Source organism: Acinetobacter puyangensis (genome assembly GCF_900096995.1).
Classification (GTDB): domain Bacteria; phylum Pseudomonadota; class Gammaproteobacteria; order Pseudomonadales; family Moraxellaceae; genus Acinetobacter; species Acinetobacter puyangensis.
Window position 1 is genome coordinate 163,058 of sequence record NZ_OANT01000004.1, and the last position, 21,867, is coordinate 184,924.

At 43.7% G+C, this 21,867-nt stretch carries 17 protein-coding genes; 14 read left to right on the forward strand and 3 right to left on the reverse strand.

Annotated elements, in window-relative coordinates:
* Positions 1 to 92: 92 nt before the first annotated feature.
* Positions 93 to 2,924: a ribonucleoside-diphosphate reductase subunit alpha gene (locus tag CRO21_RS09310; protein WP_097079041.1), complete on the reverse strand. Its 2,832-nt coding sequence runs from the start codon at positions 2,922 to 2,924 to the stop codon at positions 93 to 95.
* Positions 2,925 to 3,439: 515 nt separating this feature from the next.
* Between CRO21_RS09310 and CRO21_RS09315 the strand changes: the two genes are divergently transcribed.
* Positions 3,440 to 4,156, forward strand: a complete 717-nt coding sequence (locus tag CRO21_RS09315; protein ID WP_097079042.1) for a response regulator — start codon at positions 3,440 to 3,442, stop codon at positions 4,154 to 4,156.
* A 43-nt stretch (positions 4,157 to 4,199) separates the two neighbouring features.
* Positions 4,200 to 5,867 carry an ATP-binding protein gene (locus tag CRO21_RS09320; protein ID WP_097079043.1) on the forward strand — a complete coding sequence of 556 codons (1,668 nt, stop codon included), beginning with the start codon at positions 4,200 to 4,202 and terminating at the stop codon, positions 5,865 to 5,867.
* 40 nt (positions 5,868 to 5,907) lie between these two features.
* Here the strand turns inward: CRO21_RS09320 and CRO21_RS09325 are convergent, their stop codons facing one another.
* A complete protein-coding gene (locus tag CRO21_RS09325; protein ID WP_097079044.1) occupies positions 5,908 to 6,261 on the reverse strand; it encodes a hypothetical protein in 354 nt (117 codons plus the stop codon).
* A 137-nt stretch (positions 6,262 to 6,398) separates the two neighbouring features.
* Positions 6,399 to 7,868: a GGDEF domain-containing protein gene (locus CRO21_RS09330; RefSeq protein WP_171294021.1), complete on the reverse strand. Its 1,470-nt coding sequence runs from the start codon at positions 7,866 to 7,868 to the stop codon at positions 6,399 to 6,401.
* A 351-nt stretch (positions 7,869 to 8,219) separates the two neighbouring features.
* Here CRO21_RS09330 and ndhC point away from each other — a divergent pair, with 351 nt between their 5' ends.
* From ndhC to nuoM, 12 genes are all read left to right on the forward strand, one after another.
* The gene (ndhC, locus tag CRO21_RS09335; protein WP_097079046.1) at positions 8,220 to 8,771 is read left to right on the forward strand and encodes an NADH-quinone oxidoreductase subunit A; all 552 of its coding nucleotides are present in this window, start codon (positions 8,220 to 8,222) and stop codon (positions 8,769 to 8,771) included.
* Positions 8,772 to 8,777: 6 nt separating this feature from the next.
* Positions 8,778 to 9,455, forward strand: coding sequence for a NuoB/complex I 20 kDa subunit family protein (locus CRO21_RS09340; protein ID WP_087621690.1), 678 nt, complete (start codon positions 8,778 to 8,780; stop codon positions 9,453 to 9,455).
* 89 nt (positions 9,456 to 9,544) lie between these two features.
* Complete coding sequence (gene nuoC, locus CRO21_RS09345) at positions 9,545 to 11,329, forward strand: NADH-quinone oxidoreductase subunit C/D (RefSeq protein ID WP_097079047.1); 1,785 nt, start codon at positions 9,545 to 9,547, stop codon at positions 11,327 to 11,329.
* Between the two features lie 12 nt (positions 11,330 to 11,341).
* Positions 11,342 to 11,851: an NADH-quinone oxidoreductase subunit NuoE gene (nuoE, locus tag CRO21_RS09350; RefSeq protein WP_097079048.1), complete on the forward strand. Its 510-nt coding sequence runs from the start codon at positions 11,342 to 11,344 to the stop codon at positions 11,849 to 11,851.
* Positions 11,848 to 13,179, forward strand: coding sequence for an NADH-quinone oxidoreductase subunit NuoF (gene nuoF / locus CRO21_RS09355; RefSeq protein ID WP_097079049.1), 1,332 nt, complete (start codon positions 11,848 to 11,850; stop codon positions 13,177 to 13,179). The genes nuoE and nuoF overlap by 4 nt, the downstream gene beginning before the upstream one ends.
* 11 nt (positions 13,180 to 13,190) lie before the next feature.
* A complete protein-coding gene (gene nuoG / locus CRO21_RS09360) occupies positions 13,191 to 15,890 on the forward strand; it encodes an NADH-quinone oxidoreductase subunit NuoG (RefSeq protein WP_097079050.1) in 2,700 nt (899 codons plus the stop codon).
* 2 nt (positions 15,891 to 15,892) lie between these two features.
* Positions 15,893 to 16,903 (forward strand): NADH-quinone oxidoreductase subunit NuoH, encoded by a 1,011-nt coding sequence (nuoH, locus tag CRO21_RS09365; RefSeq protein WP_097079051.1) that lies wholly within the window; start codon positions 15,893 to 15,895, stop codon positions 16,901 to 16,903.
* Positions 16,904 to 16,916: 13 nt separating this feature from the next.
* A complete protein-coding gene (nuoI, locus tag CRO21_RS09370; RefSeq protein WP_097079052.1) occupies positions 16,917 to 17,480 on the forward strand; it encodes an NADH-quinone oxidoreductase subunit NuoI in 564 nt (187 codons plus the stop codon).
* The gene (nuoJ, locus tag CRO21_RS09375) at positions 17,480 to 18,031 is read left to right on the forward strand and encodes an NADH-quinone oxidoreductase subunit J (RefSeq protein WP_171294031.1); all 552 of its coding nucleotides are present in this window, start codon (positions 17,480 to 17,482) and stop codon (positions 18,029 to 18,031) included. Before nuoI ends, nuoJ begins: the two co-directional genes overlap by 1 nt.
* Complete coding sequence (gene nuoK / locus CRO21_RS09380) at positions 18,031 to 18,339, forward strand: NADH-quinone oxidoreductase subunit NuoK (RefSeq protein ID WP_087621682.1); 309 nt, start codon at positions 18,031 to 18,033, stop codon at positions 18,337 to 18,339. Before nuoJ ends, nuoK begins: the two co-directional genes overlap by 1 nt.
* Complete coding sequence (gene nuoL, locus CRO21_RS09385; protein WP_097079054.1) at positions 18,336 to 20,249, forward strand: NADH-quinone oxidoreductase subunit L; 1,914 nt, start codon at positions 18,336 to 18,338, stop codon at positions 20,247 to 20,249. Before nuoK ends, nuoL begins: the two co-directional genes overlap by 4 nt.
* A gap of 1 nt (position 20,250) precedes the next feature.
* Entirely contained in the window at positions 20,251 to 21,867 is a 1,617-nt protein-coding gene (nuoM, locus tag CRO21_RS09390; protein ID WP_097079055.1) for an NADH-quinone oxidoreductase subunit M, read from the forward strand.

Here is a 21,867-nt window from a genome sequence, read left to right on the forward strand (position 1 = left end):
TTGCCAAGCATACATTCGCCATATTTCTGGCAACTTCACATTGCCTGATACGATGATCAGGCAATGTGTTGATTTAAGCTGTCACTGACATTCTACTGACAAGCTTCACAATCCGGATTGTCGATAGAGCATGCTTGCGGTACCGGAGCCGCCTGCGCAAAAGCGTCGTCCTGAGCAACTTGTGCTTGTGGTGCTTCGACTGTTGCAGCACCAACTTTTACAGCATTCAATGCACCGGTATTGATGGTCGATTTTTCCGCAGAGGTTGCACCCAGTGCACGCAGGTAATAGGTAGTTTTCAGGCCACGTAACCATGCCATTTTATAGGTGATGTCCAGTTTTTTACCGTTAGCACCAGCAATGTAGAGGTTCAGGGATTGTGCTTGATCAATCCATTTTTGACGACGTGAAGCAGCATCAACAATCCAGCGTGGCTCGATTTCAAATGCGGTAGCAAAAATAGTTTTTAACTCTTCCGGAATACGGGCAATTTTTTGTACAGAACCTTCGTAGTGTTTCAGGTCATTGACCATCACCACATCCCACAAACCACGTTCTTTTAAAGCACGAACAAGATAAGGGTTAATCACGGTAAATTCACCGGAAAGGTTGGATTTTACATATAAATTCTGGAATGTTGGTTCGATCGATTGCGATACGCCACAAATATTAGAAATAGTTGCAGTGGGTGCAATCGCCATCACGTTCGAGTTACGCATACCGTCTTTTTGTACTTTGGCACGTAATGCATCCCAGTCTTGTGTTTGGCTACGATCAACATCGAACATGCCTTCCGGACGGGTTTGCGCCACAAGATCCAGCGAGTCAATCGGCAAAATACCCTGATCCCATAGTGAACCTTTATAGCTTTCGTATGGACCACGTTCTACCGCCAAATCACTAGAAGTATGGATCGCATAGTAACTAATCACTTCCATAGAGCGATCTGCAAACGTCACTGCTTCGGTTGAACCATAACCAATGTTGAGTTCGTACAGTGCATCCTGAAAGCCCATGATGCCCATACCGACCGGACGGTGTTTCAGGTTTGAATTGCGTGCTTGGGGAACAGCATAGTAATTGATGTCAATCACGTTATCGAGCATGCGAACTGCAGTTTTAACCGTGCGTTGCAATTTCTCTTCATCGAGTGCGCCATCTTTAATATGACGAACCAGATTGATGGAACCGAGATTACATACCGCAATTTCATCCTGATTGGTGTTCAGGGTGATTTCGGTACATAGATTTGAGGAATGCACCACGCCTACATGTTGTTGTGGCGAACGCAGGTTACAGACATCTTTAAATGTGATCCAAGGGTGACCGGTTTCAAACAGCATGGACAGCATTTTGCGCCATAAATCCTGAGCACGTACTTTTTTATGCAGGATTTCTTTTTTATCTGCCAGCTCTTCGTAATATGCATAACGCTGAGCAAATGCCTGACCGGTTAAATCATGTAGATCAGGGGCATCAGATGGGCTGAATAACGTCCATTCGCCATTTTCCAGTACCCGTTGCATAAACAGATCTGGAACCCAATTGGCAGTATTCATGTCATGGGTACGACGGCGATCATCACCTGTGTTTTTACGTAATTCCAGAAATTCTTCAATGTCCAGATGCCAAGTTTCAAGATAGGCACAAACCGCACCTTTACGCTTACCACCCTGATTAACCGCGACAGCGGTATCGTTGACCACTTTAAGGAAGGGCACAACACCTTGCGATTTACCGTTGGTACCTTTGATATAAGAATTCAAGGCACGTACCGGTGTCCAGTCGTTGCCTAGACCACCAGCCCATTTGGACAATAAAGCATTGTCACGAATCGCACTGTAAATACCATACAGGTCATCAGGTACAGTGGTTAGATAGCAGCTTGATAACTGTGGACGTAATGTACCCGCATTAAACAGGGTCGGTGTAGACGCCATATAATCGAAACTGGATAACAGGTTATAGAATTCGATGGCACGATCTTCACGGTCTTTTTCCTGAATTGCAAGACCCATGGCCACACGCATAAAGAATAGTTGTGGCAATTCAAAACGCACACCGTCTTTATGAATGAAATAGCGGTCAAACAAAGTTTGCAGACCCAAATAGGTAAACTGATTACTGCGTTCTGGACGAATTGCTGCTGCCAGTTTTTTAAGATCGTAATTTAATAATTCCGAATCCAGTAAATCATGTGCTACACCTGTTTGCAGGAATGCTTCCAGTGCATCATTTTCCAGTGTATCTGAAGCCAGTCCAAGGAAGTTTAATCCAACCAGAACCAGATCATCACGCAATAAACGGGCAGTCACATACGTATAATTCGGTTCATGCTCAATACGGGTACGGGTTGCCATCATCATTGTGGTGGAGATGTCAGACTCTTTTACGCCGTTATACAGATTTTTCACTGTTTCATCGATAATGGCATCGACATCAATGCCTTCCAGACCTGCACTGGCTTTTTCCACTTGGGTACGTAAAGCAGCAAGATCCAGTGGTTTTAATACGCCGTCTGCACTGGTGATCTGTAAAGTCGGATGATGATTTTCATTTTTCCCAGAGCGTTCTGAGGCGCGTTTTTCACGATAAATGACATAGGCACGGGCAACTTTTTGTTCACCGGTACGCATCAGTGCCAATTCAACCTGATCCTGAATTTCTTCAATATGAATGGTGCCGCCAGAGGGTAGGCGACGTTTGAAAGTATTTAGCACCATTTCAGTCAATTCGGAGATACGGTCATGAATACGACTCGAGTCATGGCTTTGCCCGCCTTCAACCGCCAAAAATGCTTTGCCGATTGCGACTGATATTTTCTCTGCATTAAATTCTGCAACATCCCCTGTGCGTTTAATTACACGTATTTCACCGGGTGTTGAGTTGAGTACGCTCATGACAGCACTGCTCCGTTTCGTCATTTGGTTTTTATAGTGGAAGTGATGTTTATAAAACACTACAAGTTGTGTTTTATAAAAATATTAGACACAAGATAAGGGATTTTTTTCTGTGAATCAATCTTGACATTCCAGAACTTTTCTTTTCCTTCCGTCAATCGATTTATATTCCGACACTTAGCAAAAAAAATATTTTTGCGTGGCAAAAATAGCATGGATTGCGTGCTGCATAGGGTAACAGTAAGCCCCTGTTTTACGTTATAGATAACTTTGTGGATAACTCTATTTATATAAATATTTACAAATTTGAATTTTTCAATTGTGTGCGGTTTTTTGTAAAGGCTATGTAATTCCTCAATCCTTTGTTTACATAACTTTACTTTGTAACTGGTACAAGAGATACAAAAGCCAGAGCTGTGTATTTATTTGGTGAAAGGGGGCTTGTTTACAATGTAAACGAGTGTATATTGAACTCCATCGACACGGACTTATCTTTTTAATTTTTAATTAGATAGGTTTATTTATGCTGAGGAAGGATTATGACCCAAGAAGAAAAGTTACCAAAAATCTTGATCGTTGAAGATGACGAACGCCTTGCCACATTGACTCAGGAATATCTGATTCGTAATGGGCTGGAAGTTGGGGTTGAAACAGATGGGAACAGAGCAATTCGCCGGATCATCAGTGAACAACCGGATATGGTGGTTCTGGATGTGATGTTGCCAGGTGCAGATGGTTTAACCGTATGTCGTGAAGTACGCTCACAATATCATCATCCTATTTTAATGCTGACAGCACGTACCGAAGATATGGATCAGGTCTTAGGTCTGGAAATGGGTGCCGATGATTATGTGGCAAAACCTGTACAGCCGCGTGTCTTGCTGGCGCGTATTCGTGCATTACTACGCCGTACCGATAAAACTGCCGAAGAAGAAACCTCGCAACGTATCGAATTTGACGATTTGGTGATTGATAATGGTGGACGCTCGGTCACGCTTGCAGGCGAACTGGTTGATTTTACCAGTGCAGAGTATGACTTATTATGGTTACTGGCATCCAATGCCGGCCGAATCTTATCGCGTGAAGACATTTTTGAGCGTTTACGTGGTATTGAATATGATGGTCAGGACCGTTCAATTGATGTGCGAATTTCGCGTATTCGTCCAAAAATCGGTGATGATCCGGAAAATCCAAAACGTATTAAAACTGTACGCAGTAAAGGTTATTTGTTCGTAAAAGAATCAAATAATATGTAAGAATACGGCGATTAAAGATATTCGCCAATGATAAGGATTACACGTGTCATTTTTAAAACATAGTATTTTCTTGAGAATATACACGGGATTGGTATGTTTGGTGGCACTGGTTGCTTTGTTGGCGTATATCATTGTGCAGGTAATTAATTATCAACGCGCACAAGATTATCGAGAAGAAATGGCAGATGGTGTTGCATATGTTGTTTCACAAGTAATTGCAAGGCAACCCACACCACAAAGCCAACTGGATTGGATGATGGACGTTTCCCGAGTATTGGAGCTTCCATTGGATCTTGTCCCGGCTGCAAAGCTGGACACATCACGTAGTGAACGGCGACGGCTGGAATCAAATCATGCCATCGTGCGTTATAATGCCAAAACAGCTGTTGGCGACGTATATACCCGAGTTGAAGGTATTTCCGATGCCTATCTGCATATTCAGGTTAACAAGCTGTCCGAAGTCCAGATTAAGATGATTCCTATCTTGATTTTAGAAGATCTAGTCTACTATCCCGGAAGTGAAGAACAGCGTTTAAAAGAATTACAACCGTATTTTCCCTATCCTTTAAGTTTTCGCAACCTCTCTGATTTACATCTTGATATGGATCAGTTAAGTCGTTTGCGTATGGATAAAACACAAACGATTTTGCTTTATCGTGATAGTGCCACCATGCAGGGCACAACGATTACAGCAGTTTCAGCCTATACCAATGTGCCCAATAAAGTGCTGGTGCTTGGTCCTGTCCCGGTATTTAACTGGTTACCTTTTAGATTATTTGCTGGTATTACTTTATTTAGCTTATTTATGCTGATTTTGGGGGTATATGCCTTAATGCGCCCACTGGAACATAAAATCGGCAAAGTCAGACACGCTTTGAATGAAGTGCGTTCCGGTAATCTGGATACTCGAGTGACGGTTGAAGGTAGTGATGAAGTCGCCAATCTGGGTCTGAGTTTTAATATGATGACCGAGCATATTCAGCGTCTGATCGAAGCACAGCGTGAATTGACGAGGGCAGTTTCGCACGAGTTGCGTACGCCTGTGGCCCGAGTACGCTTTGGTATGGAAATGCTGGCCGATACTGACGACTATGATAGTCGGATCAAGCAAATGGAGATGATCGATAAGGATATTGAAGCACTAAATAGTTTGATTGATGAGATCATGACTTATGCCAAGCTGGAGCAGGGCACACCGTCATTGCATATTGAAACCTTTGCGTTAAAAGGCGTGCTTGAGCAGGTGTTGCAGGAAACAGAAGTCATCAAAAAAGATAAAAGAATTAGTAGTCATTTACCGGCAGAAGATGTGATGGTGGAAACGGAGTATCGCTATTTACACCGGGTCATCCAGAATTTTGTCGGTAATGCCTTACGTTACTGTGATACAACTGTACGTGTCAGTGGTGGCGTGAAAAACGGTATGGCATTTGTGACGGTAGAAGATGATGGTGCGGGTATTCCGGAAAAAGATCGAGAAAAAGTATTTGAGGCATTTGCACGTCTGGATGATAGTCGCACCCGTGCTTCAGGTGGTTATGGTCTGGGATTATCGATTGTGAGTCGTATTGCCTATTGGTTCGGTGGTTCGGTGACAGTCGATCAAAGCCCACTCCTTGGTGGCGCAAGATTTATCATGACTTGGCCCGCAATGAGATCTTCCGATCACAAGAAAAAATCGAAACGTAATAAAAAAGAAAGCTCGATCTAAGTTGATCGAGCTTTCTTTTTTTGCAAAGTTGCTGATAAAACTATTCGTAAATATGCGCGTCCGGTGCAATGACAGGTTGTCCTTGGTGCACGGCTTGAACAGCTTTTTCATTTAATTTAAATGAAATGGTATTGGCTTCTGCATCAATTTTAAAAGATGCAATAAGGCGATGTTCAGGATCATTCGCACCAACATGATAATTATCTGCAATATTTAAGATACCTTCCAAGTTTGATGTAGTGGCAGCGAAATCCTGTTGAAAAACATCATAAATATCGGCAAGTGGAAAAATAAATTCAACATCTGGTTTTTTTTCAATTTTATTGACCAGAAAATTAACTAAAGTTTGTGCAAAGAAAAAATAGTTTGGTTTATGGGTAAAATTTAAAGACATCGTTGTTCTCCTTTTCAATTTATTTATAAAAAATAGAGGATTTTGAAAGGGATAAAAAGCATCTTTTTGTAAATTCAAATGACGTTATTTGAAACTAATAGACGTTTGTCATCAGCAAAATTGCGTATCAAAAAATGCTAATAGCTTTCTGATTGCTGAATAATACAAATACGATTTCGTCCTTCACGTTTGGCTTGATAAAGTGCCTGATCGGCACGATGAATCAAGTGATCTAAATGATAGATATCATCCAGATTCTCAACATGGAATAAACCGATACTCAGTTGAATGCTGATACTTTGCTGGGCATTGATGGCTAAAGGATGTTGCATCAATGCCTGCTGAAGTTGCAATGCAATTAATTCGGCTTGTGCAGATGAAGTTTGATCGAGCAGAATGGCAAATTCCTCACCGCCAATGCGTCCAAATAAATCACCGTTTCTTAATGTGCTTTGTGTGATCTGGGCAAAATGACGTAATGCCAGATCACCGATTTGATGGCCGTGGTGATCATTAATTTTTTTAAAGTGATCGATATCGATCATTAATAAGGTCAGTTGATGAGATTTGTGTGTTGATGCGTTTTGTGTTTTATCCAACAGGTGCTGTGCTGACTGCATAAAATGATGTCTGGACATGGTTTTGGTCAATGAATCATGTTCGACCAGAAAGCGTAACTCCCTGAATAAAAAACGACGATTGGTGCTTACCAGACAGACGGTCATAGAAGAAATCATTAACATCAACAAGCCAATACGTGTGGATAGTGTAGTTGATAGATATTGTTCCAAGGGAAGGTTGGGATAAAAATGATTTAAATTGTAGAATAAAACCAGATAAACGATGGCATTGATTACAGCTAAACTAAAAAAATTATAACGTAAAGCTGCCCAAATCAGTGCTGCGATAGGAAAAGTCAGTGTTCCTGGACCATTGAAAATAGCGGCCAGTATGGTCGATAGAATTACAAGAATAAGGGGAATAATATTTGCCCATTTAAAGAGCTTGGCACCGATTGAAGAATAGAAGCGTTGAAATTGTCTAGATGTGGGAAATGTTAGAATCAAGGGTAAAAATAACACCATATTTTGCATCTCCCCGGTCCACCATAAGATAAATTCATAAAATAAGTAATCGGCATTCATGAAAGAATGGGGCAAATAAGGAATGGTGCAAATTGCGACTAAAGCACCCATGGCACTACTGATTGCGATCAGAATCAGAATATAAAAAAAGGTCAAGCCTTGATTGTATTGTTTGTAATGCAGTCGAAAAAAACGCATTAAAAAAAGTGCGAGCAGCACATTGACCAGATTGGCGAAAGTGAGTCCGGCGGTTAATTGAAAATTACTTCCAGTCATTAAATCGGCAGCGAAAAAACCAATGATTGCCCCAAAAATGCTTTCTATGCGCTGTAATGAGGGGAAGCGTAGGAGTAATCCTAACAATAATGCATTGGCAGGCCAGAAAAATGCTAAAAATGAGCTAGGGCGGGACCATATACCAATCAAGGCGCCGAGAAAAATTGCAATTGCGATTATGGCAAGACGTAGCATCATCAAAGAGAACGGTGAAATCATTCGAGATGATCGAATAAATGTTGTCATAGCCACAAGATGCTTTAGAACTTGCATAAAATTATAGCAAATAAAAGTAAACTAAAACACTTGGGATAAATATTAATTGATGTCAAAAATAGCCTTTATTTGTTGTATAATTTTTTTTAATGAATTGAAAATTAATAATAATTTTTTTTAATACTATTGATAATCTATCTTATTTGAATGTGGGTGTGGAGGCAAAAGGGAAATTGCTGCGAAAGTATAAGACTTATCTCTAGAAACCTCATCTTAAAATCAGTACAATAAATAAGATTTTATTAATGTGTTTGGTGTATTTTGGGGCCAAATACACTCGATTCTTAAATATTGAATAGGCCTGCCAGGAGTCATCCCCGCATGAGTGCCATTACTCCCTACGATTGGGCTACTATAGCTTTTGTCATTGGCGTCGCATTTTTATGTGCCTTTATGTTAACTGTGCCTTTGCTACTGGGTGGAAAATCCTGGGGGCGTGCAAAACAGGACCAGTTTGAATCAGGCGTAGTCAGTGCCGGTGGTGCACGTATTCGTTTGTCTGCCAAGTTCTATCTTGTTGCGATTTTCTTTGTGGTGTTCGATTTAGAGGCACTGTATCTTTATGCATGGTCAACCTCTGTCCGCGAAGTGGGCTGGGTCGGTTTTACCACGGCGGCTGTTTTTATTTTGGTGTTGTTGATTGGTCTAGTCTACGAGATGAGTACCGGTGCATTAAACTGGGCACCTTCAGATCGTCGTAAGGCTGCCGGCATTAAACCGAAAATCGGTTCACCAAATATGGATATTGCTGAGATTACACGATTTAATTCCATTGATGAGCTTGTTCAAGATCCTACAGGTAAAGTTCCTGCACAATCGGCAGTGAAACACCCTCAGGTTAAGCTTGAATCTCTCAAAAATAGTAAGGAGTAATACGGGATGAAATATACCCTTACCCGTGCGAATCCTAATGCGGATCAATATCCTCTTCAAGAGCGTCAAGTGGTTAATGACCCGCTTGAAGATGAAGTGAATAAAAATGTCTTCCTCACCAAGTTGGAAGACATTGCGCATACTGCGGTCAACTGGGGACGTAAAAACTCGGTTTGGCCTTTTAACTTTGGTACTTCTTGTTGTTATGTCGAATATGCAACAACATTGACAGGCGTGCACGATATGTCACGTTTTGGTGCGGAAGTTATTCGTGCATCACCGCGCCAGGCAGATCTAATGATTGTTGCGGGAACCTGCTTTATCAAAATGGCCCCGGTTATTCAGCGTCTTTATGAACAGATGTTGGAGCCGAAGTGGGTCATTTCAATGGGTGCCTGTGCAAACTCTGGCGGCATGTACGATATTTATTCTGTGGTACAGGGTGTGGATAAAATTATTCCTGTCGATGTTTATGTACCAGGCTGCCCGCCACGTCCTGAAGCATTGATTCAAGCATTGTTGCTATTACAAGACCAAATTCAATTGGAACGTCGTCCTTTATCTGCCGTCATTGGTGATGATCTCAAGCCTGTTTACAAGCCGAAGATGATGCCGGAACGTGATCGCAAGAATGCCGAGCGTATTGCAGTGAAAAACTTGCGTTCAATGGATGAAATTAAGTAATAGGGCTGACACCAAGAAAACAACTGTGCATCTGCACAGTATTGTCAGTTTAGCGAACCGAATTTTTTTAAAAATAGGAAGCCAAGCCAATGGCTGAAACTGAAATTGCTATGCCAGAAGCGGAAGTGGATTCACGTCCAGCATTTGCGATTGTAGAAGAGTTAAAAACCAAGTTTGGTGAAAACTTCTACGTGCAAACGACGTTTGATAATTTTCCGACTGTCTGGGTTGAGCGCTCTCGCATACTCGAAGTTCTGATGTTTTTAAGGACAGTTCCACGTCCTTATGTGATGCTATTTGACTTATCTGCAATGGATGAGCGTTTACGTACACATCGTGAAGGATTGCCTGCATCAGACTTTACCGTGTTCTATCATTTGTTGTCACTGGAACGTAATAGCGATATTCGGATTAAAGTTGCCTTGAATGAAGATGATTTGAATCTTCCGACGGCAACTAGTATCTGGCCAAATGCCAACTGGTATGAACGTGAAGTCTATGACATGTTTGGTATCAAGTTCGATGGACATCCGATGTTACGTCGTATTCTATTGCCAACGTACTGGGAAGGCCATCCGCTACGTAAGGAATATTCCGCCCGTGCGACTGAATACACTCCGTATATGCAGAACCAAGCTAAACAGGATTTTGAACAGGAGCATTTGCGTTTTGTACCCGAAGATTGGGGTCTAAAACGTGGTAATGCCGATGAAGACTATATGTTCCTGAACATTGGTCCTAACCATCCGTCAGCGCATGGTGCCTTCCGTGTGATCTTGCAGCTTGATGGTGAAGAAGTGCTAGATTGTGTGCCGGATATTGGTTATCACCATCGTGGTGTGGAAAAAATGGCTGAGCGTCAAACATGGCATTCATTCATTCCGTATACCGACCGTGTTGATTATCTCGGTGGTGTAGCGCAAAACATGCCGTATGTGATGGCGGTTGAGCAAATGGCAGGGATTACTGTGCCGGATCGTGCGCAATGTATTCGTGTCATGCTATGTGAGTTATTCCGTATCAATAACCACTTGCTGTATATCGGAACAGCAATTCAGGATACCGGTGGTATGACACCGGTATTTTATATGTTTGCCGACCGTCAGAAAATTTATGATGCGATTGAAGCGATTACTGGTTTCCGTATGCATCCGGCCTGGTTCCGTATCGGTGGTACAGCACATGATTTGCCGAATAACTGGCAAAAGTTGATCAAGGATATTCTGGACTGGATGCCAAAACGTCTGGACGAATACCACAAGGCAGCATTGAAAAACTCGGTGTTTCAGGGTCGTACCAAAAATGTGGCGCAGTATGATGCCAAGTCTGCATTGGCATGGGGTGTTACAGGTACGGGTCTACGTGCCACAGGGATTGATTTTGATGTGCGTAAATATCGTCCATACAGTGGTTACGAGAATTATGACTTTGAAGTCCCTGTTGAATATGAAGGCGATGCCTTTGCCCGTGTCATGGTGCATTTCCATGAAATTCGTGAATCATTAAAGATCGTTAAACAGTGTCTGGATTATATGCCATCAGGTGCGTATAAAGCCGATCATCCACTGGCTGTTCCACCGCCAAAAGACAAGACTTTACAGGATATTGAGACCCTGATTACACACTTCCTGAGTGTGTCATGGGGACCTGTTATGCCTGCGGGCGAGTCGTCATTTATGGCAGAAGTGGTAAAAGGTGCGAGTACCTATTATCTGACATCGGATAAGGCGACGATGAGCTATCGTACCCGTATCCGTACACCGACCTTCACGCACTTACAGCAAATTCCTTCAGTGATTAACGGTAGTTTGGTTTCTGACTTAATCATTTATTTGGCAACCATTGACGTGGTTATGGCAGATGTGGATCGCTAGGGGTAACGTATTATGATGATTTTGACTGATAAAAAACCTCGTGTGAATGTGGAAGGGATTTTGACCAGTGAAGAAATTCACGAAATTGATCATCACATTCACCATTATCCGGATCCACGTGCAGCATCACTGGATGCATTGAAATGTGTACAGCGTCGTAATGGCTGGGTTGATGATGCACAGATGAATGCGATTGCACAGTTGCTGACAATTAGCGTGGCAGATCTGGAAGGTGTGGCAACATTCTACAACCGGATTTATCGTCGTCCTGTGGGTCGTCACGTGATCTTGTTATGTGATTCGATTGCCTGCTTCTTGATGGGCGCTGAAACACTGGCAGAAGCATTCCAGCGTGAATTGGGGATCCAGTTTGGTCAGACCACTGCCGATGGACGTTTTACCTTGTTGCCAATTTGCTGTCTGGGCAATTGCGATAAAGGACCAACACTTATGATTGATGAAGATACACACGGTTTGGTTGCTGTATCTTCGGTCAAACAGTTATTGGAGAAGTATGTATGAATACTGAACCAAAACCGATTTATGGCGACGGCAATCCTGAAACGCATCCTTTAACATGGCGTTTAAGCAAACAGGATCATGTCCGCAGTGCTGATGCTTATGAAGCACTGGATGGCTATGCTGGCTTTAAAAAAGCCATTACCATGCAACCTGCCGAAGTATTGGACGTAGTGAAAGCTGCTACAGTCAAAGGGCGTGGTGGTGCAGGTTTTCCAGCCGGGATCAAATGGTCGTTGATGGCACCGAATGATGGTGGTCCTCGCTATTTGATCTGTAATGCCGATGAGATGGAACCGGGAACCTTTAAAGACCGCTTGTTGATGGAGCGTTTGCCACATCAACTGATTGAAGGCATGTTGATTGCAGGTTATACCCTTGAAGCAACACAGGGCTATATCTTTATTCGTGGTGAATATATTGAAGCTGCGAAATATTTGAATGAAGCACTAGAGCAGATTCGTGCCAAAGGTTATCTCGGTGAAAATATTCTGGGTACCGGCTGGAACTTCGAAATGCATGTGCATACCGGTGCCGGACGTTATATCTGCGGTGAAGAAACTGCATTGATTAACTCGCTGGAAGGGCGTCGTGCCAATCCTCGGACCAAACCACCATTTCCACAGGTTGCTGGTGCATGGGGTCGCCCAACCATCGTGAATAACGTGGAAACTTATAATAACTTACCGGCGATTATGTTACGTGGTCCGGAATGGTATATCGGCCTGTCGGCGGGTAAATCCAAAGATCCGGGCACAAAAATCTATGGTGCTTCAGGTAAAGTCAATTTCCCCGGATTATGGGAATTGCCATTTGGTACTACCGCACGTGAAGTGATCGAAGAGCATGCCGGCGGTATGCGCGATGGTCTGAAACTCAAAGCATGGTTACCGGGCGGTGCATCGACCGACTTTCTTGCCGCAGAGCACATTGATCTGCCGATGGATTCGGAAAGTATCATGAAAGCAGGTTCACGTTTGGGGACATGCCTGCTGATGGTAGTCGATGAAACCCAGTGTATGGTTGCCGCAGTGCGTAATCTTGAAGAGTTTTTTGCACGTGAATCCTGTGGCTGGTGTACCCCATGTCGTGATGGTTTACCATGGGCAGTAAAAGCACTTAAAGCCCTCGAAAATGGTGACGGTACCATGGAAGATATACAGCATCTTCAGGAACTCACCAAAAAATTATGGATTGGTAAAACCTTCTGTGCCCATGCGCCCGGTGCAATGGAACCGTTAATGGGTGCATTAAAATATTTCCGTAGCGAGTTTGAAGCAAAAGTGACCAATCGTCCGGTTGCTCAAGCCAGCCACGTTGAACAAGTTTAAGGAATTCGACTATGGCTACAATTCATGTCGATGGAAAACAATATGAGGTCAATGGCTCAGAGAACCTGCTACAGGCATGTTTGTCTCTGGGGATTGATATTCCTTATTTTTGTTGGCACCCATCCTTAGGTTCAGTTGGTTCTTGTCGTCAATGTGCGGTCACGCAGTATGCAAATCCTGAAGACACACGCGGACGTCTGGTGATGTCATGTATGACACCAGCGGCTGACAATACCTATATTTCGATTGAAGACAAAGAAGCGGTTGATTTCCGTGCTTCGATTGTTGAACTGCTGATGACCAACCATCCACACGATTGTCCAGTGTGTGAAGAGGGTGGTCATTGTCATTTGCAAGATATGACAGTGATGACACAACATGATCGTCGTCGCTATCGTTTCACCAAACGTACCCATCATAATCAGGAATTGGGTTCGTTTATTGCGCATGAAATGAACCGTTGTATCGCGTGCTATCGTTGTGTGCGTTATTACAAGGATTATGCTGGCGGCACCGACTTTGGTGTGTATGCCAATGCATCTCGGGTTTATTTTGGTCGTCCTGAATCAGGGATACTGGAATCTGAATTTTCAGGTAACCTGACTGAAGTTTGTCCAACAGGTGTATTCACCGATAAAACCCATTCCGAACGTTATAACCGTAAATGGGACATGCAGTATGCACCTAGCGTATGTCAGGGCTGTTCTTCCGGTTGTAATATTTCACCGGGTGAGCGTTATGGCGAATTACGCCGTGTCGAAAATCGTTTTAATGGTGAAGTCAATCAATACTTCCTGTGTGATAAAGGACGTTTTGGTACTGGTTATGTCAATCGTAGCGATCGTCCACGTCAGCCACAATTACGTGCCAATGGCAATGTGGTGACTTTATCCACTGATGAAGCACTGGATCAGGTGCTGCTTAATTTAAAAGGCAAAAAAGTCCTCGGTATTGGTTCACCACGTGCCAGTCTGGAATCCAACTATGCACTGCGAGAATTGGTAGGACGTGAGCATTATTCCACCGGGATGAGTCAGAAAGAACAATCTCTGGTAGAGCTGGCTGCGGACATTATGCAAAGTGAAGGGATTTATAATCCCGGCATGCGTGAAGTGGAAAGCTATGATGCGGTATTGATTCTGGGTGAAGATTTAACCCAGACCGCACCACGTATGGCATTGTCGGTACGTCAGGCAGCAAAAAACAAAGCCAAGCAAATGGCAGCGGAAAAACGTACACAGGAATGGTTGGCAGAACCGGTACAACGTATCGGACAACATGCCAAATCACCAGTGTATATTCTGGCAGCAACGCAAACTCGCTTATCTGATATTGCAGAAGCAGAAGTGGTTGCATCGCCGAATGATATTGCCCGTTTAGGTTTTGCAGTGGCTGCTGCATTAAAAGGTGAAACACTGACTGGTTTGGCTGATGATGCAAAAGCATTTGCACAAACCATGGCAGATACCTTAAAAGCTGCGAAAAAACCATTGGTGATTTCAGGTACCAGTTTACAGGATCCGGCAATCATCGAGGCGGCTGCGGCAGTTGCACAGGCCTTGGGTGAACCTGCTGGCTTAAGCCTGACTGTACCGGAAGTCAACTCAATGGGCTTGGCAATTTTCGGTGGGTTAAGTCTGGAACAGGCATTTGCACAAGATTACGATACAGTTGTGATTATCGAAAATGACCTTTTCCGTCGTTTACCGGCGGTACAAGTTAAAGCAGCATTCAATAAAGCACAATGTGTCATTACGCTGGATCACAGTGAAACCGAAACAGTAAAAGCATCTGATTATGTCTTGTCTGCGGCCAGCTTTGCCGAAGGTGATGGCACAGTCGTGAGTCAGGAAGGTCGTGCACAACGCTTCTACCAAGTTTATGATCCTGCTTATTACAAACCTGAATATGTGATTAAGGAATCATGGCGCTGGTTGCATGCCATTAAAACCGAGCTGGAAGGTCGCGAAATTTCATGGACCTTGCTGGATCATGTGATTGAAGATGTGGCACGTTCTACACCACAATTGGAAGCTGTACGTGAGGTTGCACCTGATGCCAGCTATCGTATTCATGGTCTGAAAATTGCCCGTGAACCACGCCGCTATTCTGGTCGTACCGCAATGCGTGCACCTATTTCTGTGCATGAGCCAAAACAGCCAGTTGATGTTGATTCTGCCTTGACTTTCTCTATGGAAGGTTATGTTGGCCCGCAAAAAGAATCTTCACTGATTCCATTTGCATGGGCACCGGGCTGGAACTCACCACAATCCTGGAATAAATATCAGGATGAGGTCGGTGGTCACTTAAAAGGCGGTGACTCTGGTATACGTTTATTTGATCGTTTGCCAAAACGTCCTGCGCGTAGTTATGTGGCACCGAATGCAGCGGTTGAAAATCCGGACGTTTTCCGTCTGGTACCAATGCATCATATTTTTGCCTCAGGTGAATTTACGGTGAAAACACCTGCCATGCAATCCCGTATTCCGGAAGCTGTTTTTGCAGTTGGAGAACAGGATGCAACACGTTTGAATTTGCAGGATGGTCAGCGCATCACAGTAAAAGCGGGTGACAGCATTGTAAACTTGCCGATTCAGGTGATTGAATACTTACCAACGGGTTATATTGGTTATCCGATTGGTCAGGCACCTACAGTATCTCTTGCCGAACCTGTAGCAATCTCAGTCGAAGCACAAGCGGTAGGAGTGTAATCATGAACGAATCTTTACGCGTTCTGCCGACTTGGGTTGCAGGCTATGAAACTGCCTTTTTGGTGATTCAGGCGATTGTGATTTTGCTGGTTGTTGTACTGGTTGCAGCATTTATGTCATTTATCGAGCGTCGTTTGCTCGGTTTATGGCAAGACCGTTATGGTCCCAACCGTGTTGGTCCGTTTGGTATTTTCCAGATCGTTGCCGACATGTTGAAAATCATGTTTAAAGAAGACTGGACACCAAAGTTTGTTGATAAATTGACATTCCGTCTGGCACCTGCTGTAGCAATGGCGACGGCAGTTTTATCATTTTTAGTGATTCCGGTGAGTCCGTCACTGGGTGTGGCAGACATGAGTATCGGGCTATTGTTCTTTATGGCAATGGCAGGTATTGCTGTCTATGCCGTGTTATTCGGTGGCTGGTCTTCCAATAACAAATATGCCTTACTTGGTGGTTTACGTTCTGCCGCACAAACCATTTCTTATGAAGTCTTTTTAGGGATTTCATTAATGGGTGTGGTGGCGATTGCTGGTTCATTTAACCTGCGTGAAATCGTTGAAGCGCAGCGTGATGTCTGGTTTGTGATTCCACAATTTTTAGGTTTCCTGATCTTTGTGGTGGCCGGTGTTGCAGTAACACACCGTCATCCATTTGACCAGCCGGAAGCCGAGCAGGAACTGGCAGAAGGTTATCACGTCGAATATGGTGGTATGAAATGGGGGATGTTCTTCGTTGCCGAATATGTCAACATCATCCTGATTTCTGCGTTAATGACCACATTATTCTTCGGTGGATGGCTTGCGCCGTTTAATCTTGAAATTCCATTTATTCCGCCAATCTTCTGGTTTGTGATCAAAACATTGTTCTTTATGATGATGTTTATTCTGGCGCGTGGTTCGTTAATTCGTCCTCGTTATGATCAGGTGATGAACTTCGGTTGGAAAGTATGCTTGCCACTGGCACTTGTAAATTTACTGGTGACCGGCGCAGTTATTCTGTGGTTGAACTAAGGAGGCAGGAAGAATGATTAAAATATTAGCTTCCTTAGGGAAGGTTGTGATTGGTGCAGGAACGATTATACGTTCTTTATGGATGGTGTTCAGCCATGCGACACGTCCGCGTGACACCATTTTATATCCGGAAGTGAAGGGTGAAGATATTGTTCCGCCACGTTATCGTGGACGAATTGTACTGACTCGTGATCCGGATGGTGAAGAACGTTGTGTGGCCTGTAACTTGTGTGCTGTGGCATGTCCGGTGGGCTGTATTTCTCTGCAAAAAGCAGAAAAAGAAGATGGTCGTTGGTATCCGGAATTTTTCCGTATCAACTTCTCGCGTTGTATTTTCTGTGGAATGTGCGAAGAAGCCTGTCCGACTACTGCGATTCAACTGACACCGGATTTTGAGCTGGGTGAATATGTGCGCCAGGATCTGGTGTATGAGAAAGAAAACTTACTCATTTCTGGTCCAGGTAAATATCCGGATTATAACTTTTATCGTGTAGCAGGTATGGCTGTGGCAGGTAAAGAAAAAGGTCAGGCACAAAAAGAAAGTGCACCGATTGATACACGGAGCTTATTACCATGATGTGGCCATTTTACTTAATGGCTCTTGTGGCCATTATCTCTACGATTCGAGTGATTACCAACTCGAATCCTGTACATGCTCTGTTAAGTTTGATTATTTCCTTACTTGCAGTTGCGGGTATTTTCTTTATCGTGGGTGCACCGTTTGCCGGTGCGCTGGAAATCATTGTTTATGCGGGTGCGATCATGGTGTTGTTCGTATTCGTGGTGATGATGCTCAACCTTGGCTCACATACGGTTGCTCAGGAAAAATCATGGTTGACTTCTGAAACTTGGGCATATCCGGCAGCCATGAGTTTTATCATGGGCTTGATTCTGGTATGGACATTGAGTCATAGCACAACCGATGCTGTGATGGGACAACAATTGATTGGTCCAAAACAGGTGGGTATAGCCCTATTTACCAAATATTTATTATTGGTAGAAGTGGCTGCGTTGCTTTTACTTGCATCATTGGTGGCTGCTTACCATCTGGGGAAACGCGGCTTAGGCCAAGAGCAGGGTGAAGTGCAGGGTAAAAATCATAGCGAAGACAAGAAGGAGCAAGGCTAATGGGACATATTCCTTTAGAGCATGGCTTAATCCTTGCGACGATTTTATTCGCCTTAGGATTCTGCGGTGTCATGGTGCGTCGTAATGTATTGTTCATCCTGATGAGTCTTGAAGTGATGATGAATGCGGCAGCACTGGCGTTTGTACTGGCAGGTAGTGCTTGGGGACAGGCAGATGGACAGATTATGTTTATCTTTATTCTGACGCTTGCAGCAGCAGAAGCCTGTATCGGTTTGGCGATCGTACTTCAGTTTTATCACCGCTTCCATCACTTGGATGTGGATGCAGCTAGTGAGATGCGCGGATGAGTTATTTATATTTAACAATTCTTTTTCCGCTAATTGGTTTTATCTTATTGGCGGCAGGGCGTGATAAGCTCTCTGAAAATGTAGCAGCAGTGATTGGTGTTGGGGCAGTGGGGTTATCTGCACTGGCTGCACTGTTTGCAGGTATTGATTTTTACAATGTCAAAGCTGCATTGCCAGCAGATTCTGCGGTACTGGGTTTTAATCAGCATTTATGGACATGGTTTAGTGTCGGTGGATTTAGTCCTGCAATTGGTCTACATCTTGATGGTCTGTCATTATTGATGACCGGCATGGTTAGCGGTGTTGGTTTTCTGATTCATATTTTTGCATCATGGTATATGCGTGGTGAAGAAGGCTATGCACGTTTCTTCTCTTATTTTAACCTGTTTGTGGCAAGCATGTTGGTGCTTGTATTGGGTGATAACCTTGCGTTGTTATTCTTGGGTTGGGAAGGTGTAGGTCTGTGTTCATACCTGTTGATTGGTTTTTACTATGCCAATCCTGCCAATGGTTGGGCTGCAATTAAAGCCTTTACCGTAACCCGTGTGGGTGATGTATTTTTGCTGATTGCGCTATTCTTGCTGTACCAACAGTTCGGTACCTTGGATATCCGTACCATTGTCGATCATGCATCTACAGTATTAACCGATAGCAATATTGCATTCTGGACAGCATTGATGTTGTTTCTGGGTGCTGCGGGTAAATCTGCACAAATTCCATTACAAACCTGGCTTGCCGATGCCATGGCAGGTCCGACACCAGTTTCTGCATTGATCCATGCGGCAACGATGGTTACTGCCGGGATCTATTTAACCAGCCGTTTATTCAGCGTGTTTGAAATGGCGCCTGAGATTTTACAATTTATCTCAATTGTTGGCGCAATTACCTTGCTGGTTGCTGGTTTTGCGGCATTGGTACAAACCGATATCAAACGTATTCTGGCTTACTCTACCATGAGTCAGCTGGGTTATATGTTTATGGCGGTTGGTGCAGAAGCCTATCAGGCTGGTTTGTTCCATATGCTGGCACACGCATTCTTCAAGGCATTATTATTCTTGTCTTCCGGTGCGGTGATTCTGGCCTGTCATCATGAGCAAAACATTCTCAAAATGGGTGGTCTGTGGAAAAAGATTCCATTTGTCTTTGCCTGTTTTGTGGTCGGTGGCGGTGCCTTGGCTGCGCTTCCATTTATTACCGTTGGTTTCTTCTCCAAAGATGCGATTCTGGGTGCGGTCTATGCCCATGCAACACTGGCAAACTTACCACTGTATAACACTTTATACTGGGTTGGTGTGATCGGTGCTTTCCTCACTTCAATTTATACCTTCCGTTTAATTTGGCTGGTATTCTTTGGTCAGGAAAAAACACATGCACATGAAATCAAGGGCGTGACCTATTGGGGGCCTTTGTCGATCTTACTGGTTCTGTCTACTGGTGTGGGTGGTTTATTAAAAGCACCTGTAGAAAGCTTGCTGAATTCTGCCAAAATTCCGGCATTCATTATCCCAGAGAGTCTGGAACATGCAGTACATGGTGCAGAACATCTGGCTGTCGGTATTGCTTTGGCTGGCTTGTTATTGGGTGTGGTGTTGTTTGTGTTTGCATACGGTAGCGTAAAAAATATTGCAAATACTTCATTTGGTGCGGGTATCGCACATATCTGGCGTACTGCATTCGGTTTTGATGCCTTATATGACATCGTGTTTGTAAAACCATATTTATTCATTGCACGTCTATTGGGACGTGATCCGATCGATGGTTTATGGCTTGTGCTGCCTGCGCTGGTAAAAGGTGGTCATAAATTTACGAGCTGGCGTCAAACTGGTTCATTACGTGAATACGCTTCGAGTATTGGTTTAGGGGTTGTGGTGTTATTGATCATCCTCGTCATTACTCAGGTGGGGGTATAAGATGGATAACAATTTACTTCTTCCCGCACTGATTCTTGTTCCATTTATTGCAGGGTTTTTATGCTGGATTGCAGATAAAACCAGCTCAACACTGCCAAAATGGATTGCACTGATTGGTATGCTGATTACCCTTGGTTTGTCACTGGCATTGTGGCAAACCGGGACCTATCAATTTGTGCCACAAGGTGCTGTACCGGAATGGGCTGCACAGTTTCAGGTGCAATGGATTCCAACTTTCGGTATTAGCATTCATTTGGCTGCCGATGGTTTATCCATGCTGATGGTTGCCCTGACTGCCTTACTAGGTGTCATGGCAGTGGGTTGTTCGTGGTCTGAAATTCAAAAGAATGAAGGTTTCTTCTTCCTGAACCTGTTATGGAGTTTGGGCGGCGTTATTGGGGTCTTCCTCGCAATTGATATGTTCCTGTTCTTCTTCTTCTGGGAGATGATGCTGGTACCGATTTACTTTTTGATTGCGCTATGGGGTCACAAGGGGTCGAATGGTCGTTCCCGTGTCTATGCTGCAACCAAGTTCTTTATCTATACTCAGGTTGCCGGTTTGATCATGCTGGTCGGTATTCTGGCACTGGTATTGATCAACTATACTCAGCAATTACAGCTAACCCCTGAAACTGCACGTATTACCTTTGACTATATGGATTTGCTGGGAACACAAATTCCGCATGGTCTGGATTATGCGTTAATGCTGTGCTTCTTCATCGGTTTTGCGGTGAAACTTCCAGTATTCCCGTTACATGGCTGGTTGCCGGATGCACATGCACAGGCACCGACTGCCGGTTCTGTTGACTTGGCAGGGATTCTGATCAAGACTGCGGCCTATGGTTTGATTCGTTTTACCATTCCTTTGTTCCCAGAAGCTTCGGCTGAATTTGCCAATATCGCCATTATCCTTGGTTTGATTGGTATTTTCTACGGTGCATGGTGTGCATATCAACAAACCGATATGAAACGTTTGCTGGCTTATACCTCTATTTCACATATGGGCTTTGTATTATTGGCTATCTATGCCGGTAATATCCTGAGTTATCAGGGTCTGATGGTGATGATGCTGGCACATGGCCTGTCTTCTGCGGCATTGTTCATTATGTGTGGTCAGATTTATGAGCGTTTACATACCCGTGATATGCGTTTGATGGGTGGTATGCGTGGTCAGTTCCGTTATTTACCATTCTTCCTGATGTTCTTTGTGGCAGCCCTTGTGGGTATTCCGGGTCTAGGTAACTTTATTGGTGAATTCCTGATTTTGATGGGTGCATTCAGTATCTATCCTGTATTTACCATTATCGCTGCGGTCAGTCTGGTTTTTGCTGGTTTATATGGTTTAATTCTGATTCATCGTGCTTTATTTGGTGAACCGAATGCAGAACAAGCCCAGCATTACACCCAACCATTGAAAGATTTGTCTGCTCGTGAAATCGGCATTCTGATGGTTGCTGTGGTGGGCTTGGTATGGTTAGGTCTGTATCCGCAAACCATACTTGATGTATCAAATTCAAGCATGGAATGGATCGTAAATAGCTATTTGCCGCAGGCTGGTACTCATATTGGTACTGTGGCTGAGCCTATTGCTCACCTTAACCCTACGGAGATCCAATAA

Excerpts from the sequence above, each read along its gene's own strand:
- CRO21_RS09340 (WP_087621690.1), top strand. The coding sequence starts at position 8,778 with ATGAAATATACCCTTACCCGTGCGAATCCTAATGCGGATCAATATCCT.
- nuoC (WP_097079047.1), top strand. The coding sequence starts at position 9,545 with ATGGCTGAAACTGAAATTGCTATGCCAGAAGCGGAAGTGGATTCACGT.
- nuoI (WP_097079052.1), top strand. The coding sequence starts at position 16,917 with ATGATTAAAATATTAGCTTCCTTAGGGAAGGTTGTGATTGGTGCAGGA.
- nuoM (WP_097079055.1), top strand. The coding sequence starts at position 20,251 with ATGGATAACAATTTACTTCTTCCCGCACTGATTCTTGTTCCATTTATT.
- nuoH (WP_097079051.1), top strand. The coding sequence starts at position 15,893 with ATGAACGAATCTTTACGCGTTCTGCCGACTTGGGTTGCAGGCTATGAA.
- CRO21_RS09310 (WP_097079041.1), bottom strand. The coding sequence starts at position 2,924 with ATGACGAAACGGAGCAGTGCTGTCATGAGCGTACTCAACTCAACACCC.
- nuoF (WP_097079049.1), top strand. The coding sequence starts at position 11,848 with ATGAATACTGAACCAAAACCGATTTATGGCGACGGCAATCCTGAAACG.
- nuoK (WP_087621682.1), top strand. The coding sequence starts at position 18,031 with ATGGGACATATTCCTTTAGAGCATGGCTTAATCCTTGCGACGATTTTA.
- nuoJ (WP_171294031.1), top strand. The coding sequence starts at position 17,480 with ATGTGGCCATTTTACTTAATGGCTCTTGTGGCCATTATCTCTACGATT.
- CRO21_RS09330 (WP_171294021.1), bottom strand. The coding sequence starts at position 7,868 with ATGACAACATTTATTCGATCATCTCGAATGATTTCACCGTTCTCTTTG.
- nuoE (WP_097079048.1), top strand. The coding sequence starts at position 11,342 with ATGATGATTTTGACTGATAAAAAACCTCGTGTGAATGTGGAAGGGATT.
- nuoG (WP_097079050.1), top strand. The coding sequence starts at position 13,191 with ATGGCTACAATTCATGTCGATGGAAAACAATATGAGGTCAATGGCTCA.
- CRO21_RS09315 (WP_097079042.1), top strand. The coding sequence starts at position 3,440 with ATGACCCAAGAAGAAAAGTTACCAAAAATCTTGATCGTTGAAGATGAC.
- ndhC (WP_097079046.1), top strand. The coding sequence starts at position 8,220 with ATGAGTGCCATTACTCCCTACGATTGGGCTACTATAGCTTTTGTCATT.
- CRO21_RS09325 (WP_097079044.1), bottom strand. The coding sequence starts at position 6,261 with ATGTCTTTAAATTTTACCCATAAACCAAACTATTTTTTCTTTGCACAA.
- nuoL (WP_097079054.1), top strand. The coding sequence starts at position 18,336 with ATGAGTTATTTATATTTAACAATTCTTTTTCCGCTAATTGGTTTTATC.